The organism is Endozoicomonas sp. GU-1, assembly GCF_027366395.1.
Classification (GTDB): Bacteria; Pseudomonadota; Gammaproteobacteria; order Pseudomonadales; family Endozoicomonadaceae; genus Endozoicomonas.
On record NZ_CP114771.1, the window covers coordinates 2,417,994 to 2,436,051 of the forward strand.

General features: G+C 47.2%; 19 protein-coding genes. 8 read left to right on the top strand and 11 right to left on the bottom strand.

Annotation, left to right across the window (positions count from 1 at the left end; genetic code table 11):
* Window positions 1–93: 93 nt before the first annotated feature.
* Window positions 94–1,026, top strand: coding sequence for a LysR family transcriptional regulator (locus O3276_RS09905; RefSeq protein WP_269675482.1), 933 nt, complete (start codon window positions 94–96; stop codon window positions 1,024–1,026).
* Between the two features lie 82 nt (window positions 1,027–1,108).
* Here O3276_RS09905 and O3276_RS09910 read toward each other — a convergent pair whose 3' ends face one another.
* Window positions 1,109–2,092 (bottom strand): M48 family metalloprotease, encoded by a 984-nt coding sequence (locus O3276_RS09910; RefSeq protein WP_269675483.1) that lies wholly within the window; start codon window positions 2,090–2,092, stop codon window positions 1,109–1,111.
* Between the two features lie 377 nt (window positions 2,093–2,469).
* Here O3276_RS09910 and O3276_RS09915 point away from each other — a divergent pair, with 377 nt between their 5' ends.
* Window positions 2,470–3,495 (top strand): hypothetical protein, encoded by a 1,026-nt coding sequence (locus tag O3276_RS09915; protein ID WP_269675484.1) that lies wholly within the window; start codon window positions 2,470–2,472, stop codon window positions 3,493–3,495.
* A gap of 795 nt (window positions 3,496–4,290) precedes the next feature.
* Window positions 4,291–5,388 (top strand): hypothetical protein, encoded by a 1,098-nt coding sequence (locus O3276_RS09920; RefSeq protein ID WP_269675485.1) that lies wholly within the window; start codon window positions 4,291–4,293, stop codon window positions 5,386–5,388.
* A 210-nt stretch (window positions 5,389–5,598) separates the two neighbouring features.
* On the opposite strand, the gene O3276_RS09925 is transcribed toward O3276_RS09920, so the two are convergent.
* The 6 genes from O3276_RS09925 to O3276_RS09950 all read right to left on the bottom strand — a co-directional run bounded on the left by O3276_RS09925 (window position 5,599) and on the right by O3276_RS09950 (window position 10,072).
* Window positions 5,599–6,225, bottom strand: a complete 627-nt coding sequence (locus tag O3276_RS09925) for a hypothetical protein (RefSeq protein ID WP_269675486.1) — start codon at window positions 6,223–6,225, stop codon at window positions 5,599–5,601.
* A gap of 124 nt (window positions 6,226–6,349) precedes the next feature.
* Complete coding sequence (locus O3276_RS09930; protein ID WP_269675487.1) at window positions 6,350–7,246, bottom strand: hypothetical protein; 897 nt, start codon at window positions 7,244–7,246, stop codon at window positions 6,350–6,352.
* Window positions 7,247–7,440: 194 nt separating this feature from the next.
* A complete protein-coding gene (gene argC, locus O3276_RS09935; protein ID WP_269675488.1) occupies window positions 7,441–8,484 on the bottom strand; it encodes an N-acetyl-gamma-glutamyl-phosphate reductase in 1,044 nt (347 codons plus the stop codon).
* Between the two features lie 255 nt (window positions 8,485–8,739).
* A complete protein-coding gene (locus O3276_RS09940) occupies window positions 8,740–8,952 on the bottom strand; it encodes a DUF3820 family protein (RefSeq protein ID WP_269675489.1) in 213 nt (70 codons plus the stop codon).
* An 18-nt stretch (window positions 8,953–8,970) separates the two neighbouring features.
* Entirely contained in the window at window positions 8,971–9,699 is a 729-nt protein-coding gene (locus tag O3276_RS09945; RefSeq protein WP_269675490.1) for an LrgB family protein, read from the bottom strand.
* A complete protein-coding gene (locus tag O3276_RS09950) occupies window positions 9,692–10,072 on the bottom strand; it encodes a CidA/LrgA family protein (RefSeq protein WP_269675491.1) in 381 nt (126 codons plus the stop codon). The genes O3276_RS09945 and O3276_RS09950 overlap by 8 nt, the downstream gene beginning before the upstream one ends.
* Window positions 10,073–10,523: 451 nt before the next feature.
* Between O3276_RS09950 and O3276_RS09955 the strand changes: the two genes are divergently transcribed.
* From O3276_RS09955 to hemJ, 4 genes are all read left to right on the top strand, one after another.
* Complete coding sequence (locus O3276_RS09955) at window positions 10,524–12,272, top strand: chloride channel protein (RefSeq protein WP_269675492.1); 1,749 nt, start codon at window positions 10,524–10,526, stop codon at window positions 12,270–12,272.
* Between the two features lie 137 nt (window positions 12,273–12,409).
* Window positions 12,410–12,784, top strand: coding sequence for a hypothetical protein (locus tag O3276_RS09960; protein ID WP_269675493.1), 375 nt, complete (start codon window positions 12,410–12,412; stop codon window positions 12,782–12,784).
* Between the two features lie 34 nt (window positions 12,785–12,818).
* Entirely contained in the window at window positions 12,819–13,904 is a 1,086-nt protein-coding gene (locus tag O3276_RS09965; RefSeq protein WP_269675494.1) for a hypothetical protein, read from the top strand.
* 84 nt (window positions 13,905–13,988) lie between these two features.
* Window positions 13,989–14,408: a protoporphyrinogen oxidase HemJ gene (gene hemJ, locus O3276_RS09970; RefSeq protein ID WP_269675495.1), complete on the top strand. Its 420-nt coding sequence runs from the start codon at window positions 13,989–13,991 to the stop codon at window positions 14,406–14,408.
* Window positions 14,409–14,466: 58 nt separating this feature from the next.
* Here the strand turns inward: hemJ and alaE (O3276_RS25725) are convergent, their stop codons facing one another.
* The gene (alaE, locus tag O3276_RS25725) at window positions 14,467–14,697 is read right to left on the bottom strand and encodes an L-alanine exporter AlaE (protein WP_442876578.1); all 231 of its coding nucleotides are present in this window, start codon (window positions 14,695–14,697) and stop codon (window positions 14,467–14,469) included.
* A 33-nt stretch (window positions 14,698–14,730) separates the two neighbouring features.
* Between alaE (O3276_RS25725) and O3276_RS09975 the strand changes: the two genes are divergently transcribed.
* Window positions 14,731–16,044, top strand: a complete 1,314-nt coding sequence (locus O3276_RS09975) for an IS701 family transposase (RefSeq protein ID WP_442876595.1) — start codon at window positions 14,731–14,733, stop codon at window positions 16,042–16,044.
* A 112-nt stretch (window positions 16,045–16,156) separates the two neighbouring features.
* Here O3276_RS09975 and alaE (O3276_RS25730) read toward each other — a convergent pair whose 3' ends face one another.
* The 3 genes from alaE (O3276_RS25730) to O3276_RS09985 are packed head-to-tail and all read right to left on the bottom strand — an operon-like array spanning window position 16,157 to window position 17,926.
* A complete protein-coding gene (gene alaE, locus O3276_RS25730) occupies window positions 16,157–16,354 on the bottom strand; it encodes an L-alanine exporter AlaE (protein ID WP_269676494.1) in 198 nt (65 codons plus the stop codon).
* 11 nt (window positions 16,355–16,365) lie between these two features.
* Window positions 16,366–17,697 carry a Xaa-Pro dipeptidase gene (pepQ, locus tag O3276_RS09980; RefSeq protein WP_269675497.1) on the bottom strand — a complete coding sequence of 444 codons (1,332 nt, stop codon included), beginning with the start codon at window positions 17,695–17,697 and terminating at the stop codon, window positions 16,366–16,368.
* Window positions 17,687–17,926: a nucleoside recognition domain-containing protein gene (locus O3276_RS09985; RefSeq protein ID WP_269675498.1), complete on the bottom strand. Its 240-nt coding sequence runs from the start codon at window positions 17,924–17,926 to the stop codon at window positions 17,687–17,689. The genes pepQ and O3276_RS09985 overlap by 11 nt, the downstream gene beginning before the upstream one ends.
* Window positions 17,927–18,058: the final 132 nt, after the last annotated feature.

Sequence of the window (18,058 nt, forward strand, 5' to 3'; positions counted from 1 at the left end):
TTAGAATTGAATCAAACTCATTTTTCTAATAATAAAAATGAAAAAAACTAATAATGATACTCTTGTGAACTGACGACAGAAGAAAGGCAAATAATGACAATGCAAAACCTGGGTCTTGAGTTACGTTACCTTAAAACACTGAAAGCCATTCACCAAAGCGGCAGCCTGGTAGAAGCCGCCAGCCGTTTACATCTCACCCAATCCGCTTTGTCCCATCAGTTGAAAGAGCTGGAGCATCGTATTGGGATGGAAGTATTTATCCGTAAATCCCGGCCACCCCGATTTACCACTGCCGGGTTAAATCTTCTGGAGCTGGCTGAAGAAGTACTGCCAAGATTCAAGGCTACAGAACAACGCCTGATGAGATTGGCGGGCGGCAAAGCCGGACGGTTGCATATTGCCATTGAGTGTCACAGTTGTTACCAGTGGCTAATGCCAACCATCACAGAGTACCGGCAACACTGGGCAGAAGTAGAAATGGATTTCTCCACCGCCTTTAATTTTGCCCCCTTACCGGCTCTTTCCCGGGGTGAACTTGATCTTGTGGTCACGTCTGACCCAGTGCCCATTGATGGCATCGAGTACATCTCCCTTTTTCGTTATGAGATGCTACTGGCCATTGCCAGGACACACCCATTAACAGAACAAGAATTTGTCACACCTCTTGACCTGCAACAGGAAGTACTGATCACCTACCCTGTTGAACAAGGTCGTCTGGCGGTCTTCTACGATTTTCTCGACCCGGCAGATATTGAGCCTGCTGATATCCGTACTGCTGAGTTGACATTGATGATGCTGCAGCTGGTTGCCAGCCAGAGAGGTGTTTCTGCACTGCCATGCTGGGCACTGGCGGAATATCTTGATAAAGGGCACGTTGCAGCAGTTCGACTTGGTAAAGAGGGGTTGTGGTCAACACTGTATGCAGCGATCAGAGCGGAACAAAAGGAGCAACCCTATATTGCCAGCTTTATTGCCTCAGCCAGAGAAACCTGTTTTGCAACCCTGAATGCTATAAAGCCAGCATAATCAGGTATAAGTTTTAACCAGATGATCGGTCACTTTCGGCAACGGCAACTGAGTTACTCCCGGGAGACTGAGCAAACAGCCATTAAAGTTCATATTCGAGCCCCAGCCCAAGCACCTCTGGCGTGTTCAAGTAATAGGCCTGTAAAACATCGCCATGGTGTTTCAAGGCATTCATTCGGGTCTTGCTGGTCGGGTGTGCTGAAAGGAATATATTGACCACTTCTCGCAGACTTCCACTATAAGCGATAGCCCTGCCCCAGACTCTGGAGCATTCTGAAGGGTCATATCCAGCCAAGGCTGTCAGGTAGATGCCTATTTCGTCAGCCTGAGTTTCACGATTCTGCAAAATTGAGTTGGCAAAGGGAATACTGGCCAGGGCCAGCTGATTCAGAAAAAAGACATCACTTAAACCCTGCCCCATGTGCCTTGCCAATATATGGCCCATTTCATGTCCCAGAAAACAGGCCATGCCAGCCTGATTTTTCACCAGAGGAAAAGACGAATGATAAACCGCAATATTATAGCCACTGGTTGCAAAAGCATTGGGGACACCACTATTCATGGTTGAGATTGTCCAGTAATCGGCAGGGATATCAAAAACCTGCTCAGCAACGGCCTTTAAACGTTTGGCTACCGGATCGAGAAATTCGGAGTATTTCTGTTCCAGCTCGCGGGATGTCTCTTCACGCAGAACCCAGTCCTGCAATTGTGCTAATTTGTAAAACCCCCAGCCAAGTGGCAGGTGAAGGTAATCGAAAGGGGTCTTTAAATACGTTCGGGATACCACGGAAAGTGTCCCAAGCGCAGCCCCGGTCAGGAATGCCCTGACCGTAAAATCAATAAAAAACGGGTTGGCACTGTTTTTTGTGATTGCCGATGCAAGGCCAGCCCAACTGACGCCGATCATTGTACCAACAATGCCACTGGCAACCGATGCAAGGCCATTGTTTTCAAACTCTTCCAGCAGGCTTCTGTCAACAACTCGATGGAGATTATTGATAACATCGTTTCTGCTTAATGTATGAACCTCTTGATTCCCATGAGCGCTGGAAACACAGGAAAGCAAGTAAATACATACAGTTAATGAGGTTATGGCTAAGCACTTGACCCTGGAAAACACCTTCAATCCTCTAAAATGATTCGACCAATAGAGTTCAGACAAGAAAAATATAGTTTGGTTCCATCATTCTATTCAATCAGGGTTCGCCATTATCAATAATTTTATGGAGCAGTTGCCCAGTATGGCGTAGCTGCCGAGAGTGACTGCCCATTAAGTCAGAAGTATATGATTCCTTTTAGCTAACCACTTACACCATCTTGCTCTAAAAAACTCTCTTAAATACCTACAAACAAAATTAAATTTCACCAGTTATGGAACTTTTCATCAAAAAAAATAACTAATTTATATCATTATTAAAATAAACTTTGCTAAAGGCAGTTATTATGGATATTTCCACCACACCAATTACCCCCGATGCCAACACCCAACGACCTCTTGCAAAAATGTTCCACGGACAAGCTGCAAAAAAGCTCCACGGACAAGCCATGACAAATGGCCGGATAAAACCAGCAAAACCCTGTACATTCATGCTTAAAGAAGGTTCAGAGCCACAACAAGATGTAGAGCAGTCAAAGCCCAGATATATATCACCTCAAGAGAGAACCGTAATTGAGTTTTCAAAATTTTGCTCAAGCGATTTTCATTCAACTGACGACAGTAGAAGTAGCAAATTTCTGGATAAACCATACCATGAGGATGCTGAAAATGTAGTAACAAGCTTTTGCAGTGTAATGCGATTGTTCAGCCACACTCACGAAAGGCTTTTTCGTGAAATCACCGATACGATTGGCGTCACCTATGATAATAAAGAAAATACCCAAGAAACTCTGAAAGAATTAATTTATTTAGAAAAATACGATGATATCAGTGGTATTAACGCAGCACGAAATGCTATCCCTGATAAAGTAAAAGCAGCTCCCCGTGCAGCAAACTCTGAAACAGGCCTCCTGAAATGCCAAAGTTCAGTTCAAACAGTAACTCGCAGATTCCGGAAAGATCCCTTAGCGGCAACAACATTTCCAGTCAGAAGCCAGGGTAAATCACACTCAGAAGAAGAAGTGAACTCCCGGCCAATTAAGAAAAGAAAGGTAACCTGCCAAAAAAAATCTTCTAAAAATCACCCTAAAAGCACTAAAGCAAGATTAGATGCGGTTAAAGACACTATTAATGCCTGCCTGCAAGAGCCAACCTCAAAAAAAGATATTGAATTTACCATCAATAGTATATTTAGTCGAGGCAATCACTGGAAGAATCTGACATCTCTGAGAACCAGCCTGAGACGCTGGTTTTACGATCTTAATCCCTCTATGACCCAGGGCTTTAAAAAAGAAGAAATTAAACAGGCAGAAGAGGTTTTTGCCAGGCTTATGGGGGTCTATCCATCATCAGGAACAAAAACAAAAACCTAGGTCATCGTTAACCTTCGTTATTTGTCAAAAAGTGATGATGATTCCTCAGGAGGGTTATCATATGGTGATTTCTCAATAGAAGATATTTCATCGGAAAATGAACCGCCTTAGAACACCAGGCAGCAAGTTCGGCCAAATTCGGCAAAGTGGTGGTGGTCAGATTTAGTGGAATTTTTGGTTAAACAATTTTTAGATTTTTCCTGTGTTCAGTGCCAGAAGTGCAAGATCAGTGTCATCATAATCGCGATTCCAACTAATAAAATTGTTGACTTGATTATATGGTCATTATTTTTTGTACTCTTCATGATTATTATCAGTATCAGTGGGTGAGTTTGTGTTTTTCAACAGGTAGGGAACAAGGTTTGCCATAACCAGAAAGCAAGTCAAGAGCAGGTGGGCTTCAGATTTTTTATGCAGGGGTTAATGTGCAACTAAAGAGCTGATCTTTGTTAGTTTGTTTCCGGGAAGATAATTATCCGTAAAAAGATGGAACGAAATTAGTTGGCTGCTATCTAACGAAAAAAATGATCAAGAGAAAAATCAATAATGAATTTACCAATCTTAATTGACTAAGTTAATAATTCCCGAAAAACCAAATCTGCTGAAGCCGGTAAGGATTGCCCTATATATGGCAAAGTATCTTTCAGGCATGTAACTGCCGATACCAGCTGTGCGAATCACATTGACACAACGAATCCCGATGACACAAATTGTAAAAAGCCGACGCTTTTAAATACTCATCAAATAGAAAAAAGAAAATCCTACCCATTTTTCAATGGTGGCCTGTCAGATTTAATGAAATCATGGGTTATCGTAGCAGCGGCAGAGGGAACAACAAACCAGGAAATACAGACTAATACCCTGCCTTCCCGGGAACTGCAAAAACAACAGACCGTTCAGGGCTCCGGGGCAATGACGACGGAAGAGCACCGGAACAAGCTGAGTAATGATCTGAAAATGGCAATAGAGCACGGGCATTACGATACCGCAGAGCAGTTACTAACCACCATTGAAGACACCGGGGTAACGCTGACGGAAGAAGCCCGGTGCGCGCTGAGTGAAGGTCTGAAACGGGCAATAGAGCACCAGAAGTACGATACCGCAGAACGGTTAAAATGCATCATTGAGCGCACCGGAACAACGCTTACGGACGAAGCCCGGAGCGCATTGGGTAAAGATCTGAAACGGGCAATAGAGCACAGGGATTACAAAACTGCAGAGCGGTTACAGCGCATCATTGTGGCTACCGAAACAACGCCGACGGACGAAGCCCGGAGCGCATTGAGCAAAGAACTTAAATGGGCAATAGAGTATAGGAATTACAAGGCTGCAAAGCGATTAATGGGCATCTTTGCGGGCACCGGGACAACGCCGACGGATGAAACCAGGGACGCACTGAGTAGATATCTGAAACGGGCAATAGAACACGGGGATTACAATACCGCAGAGCAGTTACAGCGGCTCATTAAGGGCACCAGGACAACGCTGACGGACGAAACCCGGGACACACTGAGCAGTTATCTGATACTGGCAATAAAAAACAGAGATTACAAAACTGCAGAGCGGTTACAACGCATCATTGCGGGCGCTGAATCAACGTTGACGGACGGAGCCCGGGAGACACTGAATGAACATCTGATACAGGCAATAGAAATCAGAGATTACAAAACTGCAGAGCGGTTACAACGCATCATTGCGGGTGCCAGGTCAACGCTTACGGATAAAGCCCGGAGCACTCTGGTTAATGAGCTGAGATGGGCAAAAGATCACGGCCATGAAGATAAAGTCGTGCCGTTAAAGCGCATGATCCAGGGCGTGGTGACAAGTGAAGCTGAGGGGTACCAATGGTTTGGGAAGGTACTCTATGATGCCATTACAAGTAATTTTTGGTAAAGGTTGAGAAACAGGTAAGCACCGCAGTAGGGCAGTCTATTCTCGGATAGCCTCCTGGATATGGGTCAACAGTAACTATCTGGCTTTTATTCAGGGGCAGTTGATGGCAAGTCGCTATTGCCTGGCTGCTGCGCTACTTCCATCTGCTGTTTGAATTGGTCAAGCCGTTAAGCGACAGAGAATACATATTCCTGCAGACAGCCAGTAACGCTATGAAATTAAACAGTAATCAGAACTGTCATTATTTTCATTATGCCTGTCTCGTAATCGGTAAGCTTCATTTTCGGCCTGCCGGTATTGTTGTCGATAAGGCTCATTTCCAGCCTGCAAGTTCTGCTGTCGATAAGGTGCATTTCCAGCCTGCCAGTTTTGCTGTCGATAAGGTGCATTTCCAGCCTGCCTGTTTTGCTGTCGATAAGGCTCATTTCCAGCCTGCCAGTTTTGCTGTCGATAAGGTGCATTTCCAGCCTGTCTGTTTTGCTGTCGATAAGACTCATTCCCAGCCTGCCAGTTTTGCTGTCGATAAGGTACATTTCCAGCCTGCCTGTTTTGCTGTCGATAAGGCTCATTTTGCAGTCGGTAAGCTTCATTTCGATATAAGTTATACTCCGCTGGCGATACGCTATAGCCACAGATCTCCTGATAATCCGCATGATCAAAGATGTGATTTTCATCCGCTTTATCAAACAGTGGGTCAATAGGACCAAGCAAAGTGGACATAAGGTAGAAGCCTTCTGTAAAGGGAAAAGCTGCTCCCTGGTGCTCCTGCACTTCTCTCATTTCTGATTGGAAATCGTCAACAACATGAACGTTTGGCTGCTCATCTGCCTCGTTCATCCACTTGACTGATGACTCTAGATCAGTACAGGCAACCAGGCACACCGGACTCCTCTCAGCCTTTCGGTGTTTCAGTAATTCAAAAATATGCTCTTTAGAGCCTCCGTTATTGGGCTCACCATCATTAAATACATAGATAATACGGGGGGGGAGATTTCGGCGAACGTTCAGACTCTTCTATGCTTTTTAACATAGCTGGATAGAGCGGGGTTGAAGGGAGTCTCTCAGCCATGAAAATAGTGTCCAGACAACTCTTCATCTGCATCGCAACCTGGGCTGGCGTGCCACCGGTATCAATTGGTGGGAATTCCTGAGTGAAACTTTGAATTTTTATTCCCATCACCGGAATATGGGCTAATAAATCGGCAACATGACTCAACCGATAGACCGCCTCTTCAAACCTGGACATTTTTACTCCGACCTCAGGATGTACCATGCCATCCTGGGTATCCATTGACATGCTGTTATCAATTATAAAATGCAGTTCATAATTTTTCAGGGCGGCCAGTCGATAGGCCAGCCAGGTTGATCCGTTGATTGAACCACCCAGCACCTGCTGGATCGCATATTGCTGCTCAGGTGTAAATGCTCGTTGAAACTTTTCTATGGGCGAGGGAAACGAGGTGGTTATTGATGGTTGAGAGCCAACCCCGGACTGTTGGTCATCGGTTCCCGGATATGGAGGCGGAGGATCCGAGTATGGAGGAAGATCCGGGTATGGAGGAAGATCCGGGTATAGTTGCGGGTGAACAGTGGCTGTTGATACAACGCCTTGCGCCAGATAATCAACGTTTCTCACCTGACCCGGGTTGGTATTGGGACGGTCATTGGGAGCATGTGCCAAATGTTGTCTATTGGGATCTTGTGAATTTAAGGAGTATCCAAAGTAATTCACTGTTTCTCGATGACCAGAACCAGCGGGTAATCGACATGCGTCGGATGAGGAAAGAGGCGCTTGTGATTGTGGATAGGTTACCTGCTGGTTATTAACAGGATTTGCTTGATGACCTTTCGTGTCCATAGCTAAAACCTCTGTATATTATTTTTTCTTTAGGCCATCAAAAATAGACAAAAAAATAAGAGAATAAAATTTCTGTTAAAGAAAATAAAAAATTTACCATTAACTTGAAATCAGACAAAACCCAACGCCCCCCTCTGATTACTAAACCAGAGAGGGGCAGCGCTTTTTTATGACTACAATGATACCGTCTCTTATCAAGGCATAGCAGCAGGGAAGTCCAGGCCGGTTATTTCATCCAGTCCAAACATTATGTTCATATTCTGAACGGCCTGGCCTGCTGCCCCTTTGACCAGGTTATCAATAGCAGACAATATCACCACCGTGTCACCGCCCTGTGGACGATGGATGGCTATACGACACTGGTTACATCCACGAACTGACCGGGTTTCCGGGTGGCTGCCCACAGGCATAACATCAACAAAGGGCTCATCGGCAAAGGTACTCTCATACAACCCTTGAAGGTCAATACTATGATCTTTGACGGTGCAATACAGCGTGGAGTGGATACCGCGGATCATTGGGGTCAAATGGGGAACAAATACCAGGTCGCCGGTAAATGGTGATACCCCCGTTTCTGGCATGCGCTCAAGACCCTGGCGAATTTCCGGCAAATGACGATGACCGGCAACACCATAGGCCTTGAAAGACTCGGAGGCTTCGCAGAGCAGAGTGCCCACATTGGCACCACGGCCAGCGCCGCTGACTCCCGATTTGGCATCGACAATGATATTGCCACTGACCAGCCCTGCTCTCACCAGGGGTAATAACCCCAGCTGCGTTGCCGTTGGGTAGCAGCCGGGATTGGCCACCAGCCGGGCGCTGGCAATATCGGCACGGTTCATCTCTGGCAGGCCATAGACCGCTTCTGCCAACACCTCCGGACAGGCATGCTCAAGACCATACCACTGCTGCCACAGCGCTGTATCGCGCAAACGAAAGTCAGCCGCCAGATCAATCACCCGAACACCGCCAGACAGTAATTCCGGCACAGACTCCATAGCAATACCATTGGGTGTGGCAAAGAACACCAGGTCACATGAGGTCAGCTGCTGGTTATCCGGAAGCGAAAAGTTCAGATCAAGCTTTCCCCGTAGCCCGGAAAAAAGTTCACTGACCGGCTTTCCCGCTTCAGAACGGGAGGTGATCATACGCAACTCAACATTTGGATGAACCGATAGCAACCGCAACAGCTCCGCTCCGGTATAGCCCGTTCCACCGACAATCCCCACTTTAATCATCTGCTGCTTCCGTTACGTCTGGATTATTGTTTGTAAGTAGTTGGCCAAATGGAATCGTATATTTCTGGCTAAGTGGGCAGTTACTATGCAAGGCGCAACGTAGGGAGCATAGCCGTAGCTATGTGACCGGAGTTGCAACGCCGCAGAGTGACTGACCACTTAGTCAGAAAATATGATTTCATTTGGTTAACTACTTACCGGCGATCTTACCAGAACTCTCCGGGATATCGTCGCTCCATTTCTGAAGGAGACGACTTAGTGTTTCAATGGCGTAATCAGATCATTCAACCCATTGACCTGAATCTCCAGAGTCAATGCCAGCAGTTTACCCAGCTCACCCTCCGGAAACCCTTTGCCAGCAAACCAGAGAAGATAGGGCTCTGGCAGGTCGATCAGCCTTCTTCCCTGATACTTCCCGAAAGGCATGGTCTGGTTGGCGATTTTGATCAGGTCTTCTTTATCGAACATCGGGTTTTCTCAGGCTAATTACAATAATAGGCGGATCAGCCATGGCACAAGAAGCGGCATGTAGACAGCACACAGACACATTCCCAGGCTGGAATAGACTCCCATGGTCAGATCCAGTTCAAAAGCCCGGGCCGTGCCACCTGCATGAGCGTTTACGCCCATGGCAAAGCCAATGGCCCTTGGATCAGTCACGCCAAACTTGCGACACAGTGCTGGCCCCACCAGCGATCCATAAACGCCGGAAATAATGACTACCGCCGCCACCAGGGGAATAATAGCGCCATACTGTTCGCCCATCACCAAGGCAACCGCTGTGGTTACGGCTTTGGTAGAAATGGATAACACCACGTCTCTTGAGCCGCCGGCTGCCAGAGCCATCCCCATCCCCATAAGCGCCGCCAGCAATCCACCGATCAGTAATGTACACAGAAGAGGACCCGCTAACTGGCGAAGAGTGTGCAGCTGTCGTGACAGAGGAACCGCCAGTGCTACCGTAAAGGGTGCCAGCAACATCTTCAGCAACTCGCTGTGCCTGGTATACACATCGGGCTCAAGTGGAGAACAGCGAATCACCAGAAAAACCAGCAGACTGGTGGTAAACAGCGGGTGAAACCACCCTTTGCGCCCCATACGATTAAACAACTTTTCCGCCAGCAGGTAAGCGCCCAGATTGATCAACAAAATGGCAGCCGGGTTGTTCATTTGCCGCTGTAATAGTCCATAAGCGAAACTGATCACCTCATCCATGATGATTCTCTCCGCTGCCACTGGCAAAGCGTTTCAGCAGCCATTGCAGAAGAACAGCCGTTAACACCAGGGAAACAGGAGTCGCCACCAACATTGCCAGAGCGATCGGCAGCCATTGCTGCAAGAGCAGGTCACTCAGGAAGAAAATACCAACACAACCCGGGATAAACAGCACGGCCAGGTAACGGATACAGAACTGGCTCACCTTATCCAGTGACTCACTGACACCGCCAGACAACTGAAGATAAATAACCAGAAGTATCAACCCCATCACAGAGCCCGGAACCGCAAGACTGAATGCGTCGCTTAATACATCACCCAGCAAGGTAAAAAACAGCAAAATGACAATGCCTGACAGCGTTCCTGATGACATCGTTCGATCTCTCCTGAAGCAGCTATGCTGCGCACTAGTACATGGTTTCAATGTAATTGACAATGACTCCTGGTTCGTCCTGAGCCCCCCGACTCGGCTCAGGATGCACGGAAGAAGTGCGTAAACACCATACCCTGAATAAAGACTGTGCCAATCACCCTTCGACTCCGCTCAGGGTGAACGGAGATTGTACACATCAAATCATCGAAATAATGTGCAAAAACCGTTCAATCATACCTGAAAAGTAAAAACACTGTTTTAACAGGTAGAGAGGCGCAATGACAATCCGATAAACTGCAAACTACATACGTCAACCGACGTTGTTTAATTCCGGCATAAGCGATTACTGAAGCCCATAACTCTGAAAAGTCATATCTTCACCCCCCATGCCAGGAAACGAAACCACCCGATAACCGCTCAGCAACGGAACAACTTTACCCAGGCGGCGTCTATGCTCAACAACCCCTCGATACAGAATTTAAGGCTGCGTCTGGCGCAATCAGAAGCGCTGCCACAACTGACCCTGATGGCACTGATGACCGGATTGCTGGCCGGAGGCTTTCTTATCGCCTTTGAGGATTTGCTGTTTTACTTTGGCGTTGTTTCTCAGCGTGCCCTGATACCTGAACAGGTATTTGCAACGCTGGCATCGGTGGAAAGTGGTTATGAAGCTATCCCTCCCCTGGTTCGTTTCCTGTCACCTGTCGGGGGAGCCATTGCCCTGATTCTGTTAATCAAGCGCTGTCCCCCCGGGCAAAGAAGCTTTGGCATTGCCCATGTGATCGAGCGCTTGACCCTGAACAGGGGCTGGTTACCCATTACCGGCACCATCACCCAGTTTTTGGCGGCACTGATTGCCCTGGTCAGTGGCTTCTCGGTGGGGCGTGAAGGGCCTGCGGTACATTTGGGCGCAGGGGCAGGCAGCTTTCTGGGCCAGATGCTGAAACTGCCTGCCAACACTCTGGGAGTACTGGCGGGTTGTGGTACTGCCGCAGCCATTGCCGCACTGTTTAATACGCCCATGGCCGGGGTGATCTTCGCCATGGAGGTGGTTATGAAAGAGTATTCACTGGAAAGCTTTATTCCGGTCATGGCATCCGCTGTGGTGGCTTCCGTTCTGACCCAGACGGTTTACGGCCCTAACCCGGCTTTTCAGATCCCGATCATTCCTTCTGCCGTACCCGAAGACCTGGTGGTGACGGCGATCACTGCGGTCATTATTGGTCTTCTTGCCGCAGCGTTTATTCAAATTAATATCTTTGCCATGCAAAAGCGCCAGAATAAGGTCGTATTGCCACTGTTAATCGCTGGGCTTCTAATGGGCATAGTTGCCGTTCTGGTCCCTGCAACCATGGGCATTGGCTATGACTCCATTGAAGCCCTGCTGAACGGCGACGAGGTAAATCTGCAGTTTCTCTTTATCCTGCTGGCGGCCAAGCTGGTGATTACACCGCTGGTCATCGGTCTGGGCGTTCCCGGCGGAATGATCGGACCATCGTTGATGATTGGAGCCGCAGCCGGTGCCTGCTGTGCTATGTTGGCTGATCAGTTACCGGGGGTTTCTACCAATATCACCTTTCATGTCATCACCGGGATGATCGCCATGATGGCGGCGATCTTTCAGGCTCCGTTGACGGCCCTGATTACCGTGCTGGAGCTGACCCATAGTTCCCAGATTATTCTGCCAGCCATGCTGGCTATCGTGATCGCCTGTCTGACCTCCAGCCAGATCTGTGGCCAACAGAGTATTTTTGCCATGCAGTTCCTGGCACGTGGACAGAGTATTCAGCTTTCCCCGATGGCTCAGTTGTTGAATCGAACAGGGGTTGCGGGTTTGATGGATAGACAGTTGGTGACATTATCGTCAGAGTCTGAACCAAATGAACTCAGGAAGATAAGCAGCACAAACAGTCATTGGGTCGTCCTGGGCGATCGACAACCCGGGCAAATTATCAGAACTAAAGACTTGCTTGAATGTCAAAAGCAAGGGATCAGTCAGATAAGAGACAACGCTGTTATACAGACACTGCCCATTGATTTGCAGTCTACCTTATATGAAGCTCGTGAAACCATGCTGGATAAAGGTCTCGATGTATTGCTGGTCATGGAAAATAACGGGCGGAAAAATTTAGAAATATGCAACGCTGTTGGTGTTATCACCCTGCAATCAATTGAGCGTTTTCTCAGTAACGCACAGTAGTTGAATTAATGATGAGGCTTGAGACATTCAGCCAGCAAGAATATTTGATAGATTCACGTCTATCGGGGGCAAGTGAGCCCCTGTAGCTATTTTATAAACGATTAGAAAACGAGAAGATCAATAAAAAGGTGTAACCGATGGAAGTCAACCAGTTGGGAGCAACCTCAAACATTAGCGCTCTGCCAGAAACGCCAAGTCAGGATAATACCGCTGAGCCTTCTGCCAGGCCGGGTTTCATGGGGCGTGCAGTCAAGGGCATCCGCCACTCTTTCAGGCGAACCCTAAAAGCGCCCGATATTTCCATAGCGACATCAACGTTCGCCTCAGGCAGAAAAAGAAGTCCACCGGACCTTTATTCAGCACTCTCTATTGATGTACAGGGCATTTCAGCTGAAGCACAGATCAGGGCTAAAGTTAAAGCGTTGGCTACTGGCCAGATAACCGTTACTGATTTCATGTCATGGTATGAGCCTGAGCAGAGAACCGCCGTTTCCCCGGCAGCTTTACACTAATTTCGACAAAATAAAAAAACAGCTGGCAAAATTAATGCAGTTACCTGATGCAACCAGCCTCTCACAAGACAAGCTTGCGCTTTTACACGGACAAGCAGAAGAAAAAAGCGTTCAGGACTTTGAAGAACTGCTCAACATACCTAAGAAAATGCCAGACATCGACGAAAAACAAAAGGTCATTTTAGAATCAATCCATCAAATCTTTCATGAAATAAAAACCATCCATGACTCTTTACCAGAAGAAGCAGATTCGCCAATTCAACGTGATTCAGGTTGGTGGCCATCATTTGATGAGCAACGTGAAGAAGACAGTCCGGAAGTACCCGATTCCCCATGCTTTAAACTGTTGAGCAGCCCGGAGCTTACCCTTCAGTTACTTGAGCATCCAAATACCTATCAAACAATCACCTCTGAGCTGACACAGTTAATGAACGAGTGCGAAACCAGGATTTTAACGGGGGGCAGAGTGCGCCCAAAAGGGTTTTCCAGGGAAGAGTGCAGGCGCTTTTTTTTCGCCTGTTGTGTCTGGGAATCTGACGACATTCAATTGATCAACCCGTTACAAAAAGTTAAACCTCAGAAACAGGCGATAACACAGCTGGCAGCACTGATATGCGACCACTTTATGGAAGAAAGCCTGAACAACAGGACCTCTCACTCCTGGCTTACCACCCGTCAGGATAAATACAGAGAAGAAGCCAAACTGGCCCGAGGCCGCTGTGTCCTGGAAGAACAAAAAACCGAACGCGCATTACTGCAAAACATCATCGGCAGACCTCAGGGGCTCCGGGAAGATCTCAGGCTTCTCTGCGACAAAATCTCCGAGTTGCTGATCAGCAGACCAGAATTAATGAGCAGCAGGAAAGATATCAGAAAAAAACTGGTCAAACTCAAAACAGAATCAGAAACATTTCTGGGCGATAGAATTCGGAATAAAGACTTACTGGCAACAAATGACTTCGTCATCTCATGTTATCACGGTTTGCGGGCAGCTCTTCGAGATATCCCAAACCCTCCATGGTGGTCAAAAAACTGGCCATACCTGTACGCTGATTATATGAAAGCAAGCAGTGAGGAAAAAGCAGTAACGGCTATAAGTCCAAAGTCCCCAAAGCGTTGAATCAAGAAATTTAAAGCATGCAACTTGATTTACTTTTCTAACCTGTAAGAATGCTTACAAATTCAATAACAATCGGGTTTAACCATGCTTTGGGTAACAGCTTTCCACATTATCGCCATGACCTGCTGGTTTGCAGCTCTCTTTTACCTGCCGAGGCTGTTCGTCTATCACACCATGAGTGAAGACCAGGTCAGTAGAGATCGCTTTGTCATCATGGAAAGAAAGCTGATGCGCGGCATCGCCACCCCCTCCATGATTGTCACCCTGACGCTTGGCTTGTGGCTGTTACACTACATCCCCAGCTACCTGAGCGCCCCCTGGATGCATGCAAAACTGACCCTGGTAGCTCTGACCGTGGGCTATCACCACATGTGCGCCCGCTATATGAAACAACTGGCCAACGGCACCAGTACCCACAGCCACACATTTTTCAGAGTTTTCAATGAAATTCCTGTGGTCTTCCTTGTGGGTATTGTCATTCTGGTGGTGGTTAAGCCCTTTTAGCTCATCCTCGCTCCCTCGCTTTGAGGCTATCAGGACAGGTCAAAAAGCGGTTTTCTGGTCAAAACTGTGGAATGTCTTGTACGGATTCTGTTATCAGCTTTTTCCGTACAAAACCTAGCCACTGTCCATAAGGTGCACCCAGAATAACCAGGGCGACCGTCTGGCTGATAGAGGCGGTAATGATCTCTCCTAATCCCATGCCAAGAATAATAAGAACACCAATATACTCGACTTTAGAGTTCCCAAAGCACAATAGTTCAGCAAAAAGTGAATAAACTGCTAATAGCAACCATCCCCAACGATGAAATCCGAGATGGTTGCCATGCTCACATCAGATCACCGAGTAATCCTTCAGGAGCTCGCTTTATATACAACCTTTCTTGCCAGAGCGCTATCACCAGTTGCGGTACCAACGTTCTGCGAGCTACTTTTCGGCTGTATGCTTTCAACCGATGGTTTCGTTACACAGGCACTTTTATCCATTGATTTTCATTGTGTATGGAGCAGTTACCACCACTGGATCTCACAGGGTAAATGGCGATGGAAGCACCTGGCGTGTCGCTTGATCCGACTGGTCTGTTCAAAGGCACCGCCAGATGAACCGATTACTCTTGCTCTTGATGACTGGGTGATAGAACGGTTTTCTGACAATGCCCCTGCTTGTCGTACCCACCATCAACACAGCAAGAAGACTAATCGACCTCAGTACATTTGGGGGCAATGCTGGGTGTCACTGGCCGTTATATTCGAACGGGTAGCAGACGAGGTTTTCACCGGCATCCCTATTATTTCATTTCCGGCCCCTGCTTCAGGTAACGCCAGCAAACTCAAAATCGCTGTTGCCATGCTCAAGGTTGTACGCAAGGAAGTACGGGACCGCGCATTACGGCTGGTGGCGGACTGCTGGCACATGAATCGGACGCTGATGCAGCCAACACTGGAAATGGGTATTGAAGTCATTGGTCAAATACCATCAAACCGGGCCCTTTATGCATTACCGACATTACCCGCAGTCAAAAAACCGGGACGTCCCAGAAAATACGGCACCAGGATGACAGCTGAGAAGGTAGAAAAACTCCCTGAGCACAAAGCCATAGTATGGATGTATAGCAAGTTTCGCACCGTGCGATATCGTACTCTGATTTGTCGGGCAAAATTCCTCAAAGGGCGAGAAATTCGGGTTGTCTGGAGCTGTTTTGAGAATGATAAGGGGCTGACTGAAAAAAGAATTTTCATCTCAACCAATACAGAACACGAAGGGCTTGATGTACTTCGTGGTTATGCAAAGCGGTGGCCAGTTGAGCCTATGTTTCACCAGCTCAAACATGCATTTGGCTGCTGTCATCTGTGGCAGCAAAAATTGAGAACACTTCTGCGCTGGATGCATTTGAAAATGGCAGGTTATGCATTATTACAGTTGTTGACCGTCTGCAAAAATCAGTCATGCCTGAAGATTTCCCGGATACCCTGGAGATCTCCGGATACAACAACCGCAGGCATGATGAGAATTGCCCTGTCACGAATTATTCCAAGGTTCCCCATTCGTAAGGGCTGGGATAGATATCATCAAAAATATGAGTGCAATTTCGATGAACTGTCCGGCCAGTTGAAGATAGATAAAGCAGAGGCTGCATAAATACAGCCATTTAGAGAAAAACCGGCAATAAAAGCGAACCTGAAAAAATTGTTCGCTGATGTCGGCTTGTTATTTTATTGAAACCTGGCCAGTCTTTCGTGTTATGCAAAGTCTAAAGTCGAGCAATATAAAGAGGCAATTGAAATGAAAGGTAGGCCAGAATATCACCCGCTATTTCCCTAAGGCTACTTCTTTGAATGCCACAAACCCGGGTAATGACAAAATCACGATAAATACCATAAGTACGTCCAAGGGTAATATTCAGGTGCTGACACATCAGACGAGACAATAAAGATTGCTTTAAGGTCATGCCGACAATGGCTATTTCAATAAACACACGAATTTGGCAAATGCCGGGCGGGTCAGGTTTTCATTCCCATGCTCAGTAATCAGGATATTGTCTTCTATACGAATGCCACCGTAGGGTCGCAGTTGATCGATCAATTCCCAGTTAAAGTCCCCGTTGCCTTCCTGTTCTTCCAGCAGGGTTTCAATAAAATAGAGCCCCGGTTCTACGGTAAACGTCATACCTGGCTCCAGCACCCGCTGCAGGCGTAAAAATGGGTGCTCAGGGTGCTTGCCTGCATCAGTACCCTTTATATCCAGCTGCCAGTCGGCAACATCATGGCAATTGATACCAATGAAATGACCCAGTCCATGAGGGAAGAAGGTATGGGTATACTTTTTCTCAAAAATTTCTTCAGGAGAGCCTTTAACGATACCAAAGTCGCTTAACATGCCGGCAATACGACGATGCATATCGATATGAAGATCGGTGTAGTGAACACCGGGCTTAAGCGTGGAAATAATATCCAGCAGTTCCTTATCCATCCGAGCAACGAGATCAGCAAAGATACCGGGTTTGGCAGCGTAGGTACGGGTGATATCCGCCACATAATGGCGATGTGTAGTGCCTGCATCAATCAGAAAGGAGCGAGGCTCTTTATCGGCTACCCTCTGATAACCACTGCAATGAAGAGTTGCAGCTCGCTCGTTTAACACAACAGTTGCCGTAAAGGGCAGTTCACATTCACGATGATCGGCAGCCTGCAGGTATTTCAATAAAATCTGCAGCTCTGTATCGCCATTACGAAACACCTTTTCCGCGGCAATATGAGCTTTTGCCGCAACTTCATTAGCTTCGCGGATTAATTGCTGTTCATAAGTTGTCTTGTAAGCGCGGTGCCAGTTGATGGCATGCATCAGTTTATCCGGGTTAACTGTCGAAATGCCCCAGCTGTTCATCAGGGTTTCGTCTTCCGCCAGCGCCGCTACCTTAAGACTCTTTTCCGGCACCAGATTTTGCAGTTGATCCGGGGTACGAATGATTTCAATATCAAAAAAATCCACCCAATATTCATCAGGAATCTGCGCAGGTGCATGCCAGTAGTCCCGGGGCTGATACCAACCCAAAACCGGCTTATTACCCGGCCTGATAACCAGAAGGCAATGAGCATTTTGATGACCGGAAACCCACTGACGGAAGTGCGTATGTGCCCAAAATGGGTAGACCTTATTGTCAAGATAACGGTTTTTTTCTACACCGGAGTGAATAATAACAGCATCCATTCCAAGAGCTGCCAATGCACAGGCATAGCGGGTATTCAACTGCTCAATGTGGTCAGCAAACAGTGTTTTCCAGTTAATGGTCATTGTCGGTGTTTTGCAAACTGGCAATTAACGTAAGACCAGAAACACCAGGAATACCCATCAAACGACGAAGAATGGGTGTCAGCAGCTTGCGGGCCGCTTCCAGGGCACCAAAGTGTTCAAAAATACCTACCATGCCCAAGGCAAACATACAGGTCGGTACAAGTGTAAGGGCAAAGATAAAACCATCTGCTGCACCGCTGCCACCAGCTCCCCGGAAAGTATTCCCCATTATTTTCCCAAATGAACCATTCAGGGTGGTGAAATCGAGAACTCCTCACCACTCAGTGGTTTTCATAAAACCTGAGAAAAAGACAATGGCAATAAATAACGAAATATAAGCGCCAATGCCAACTTTCCCCTT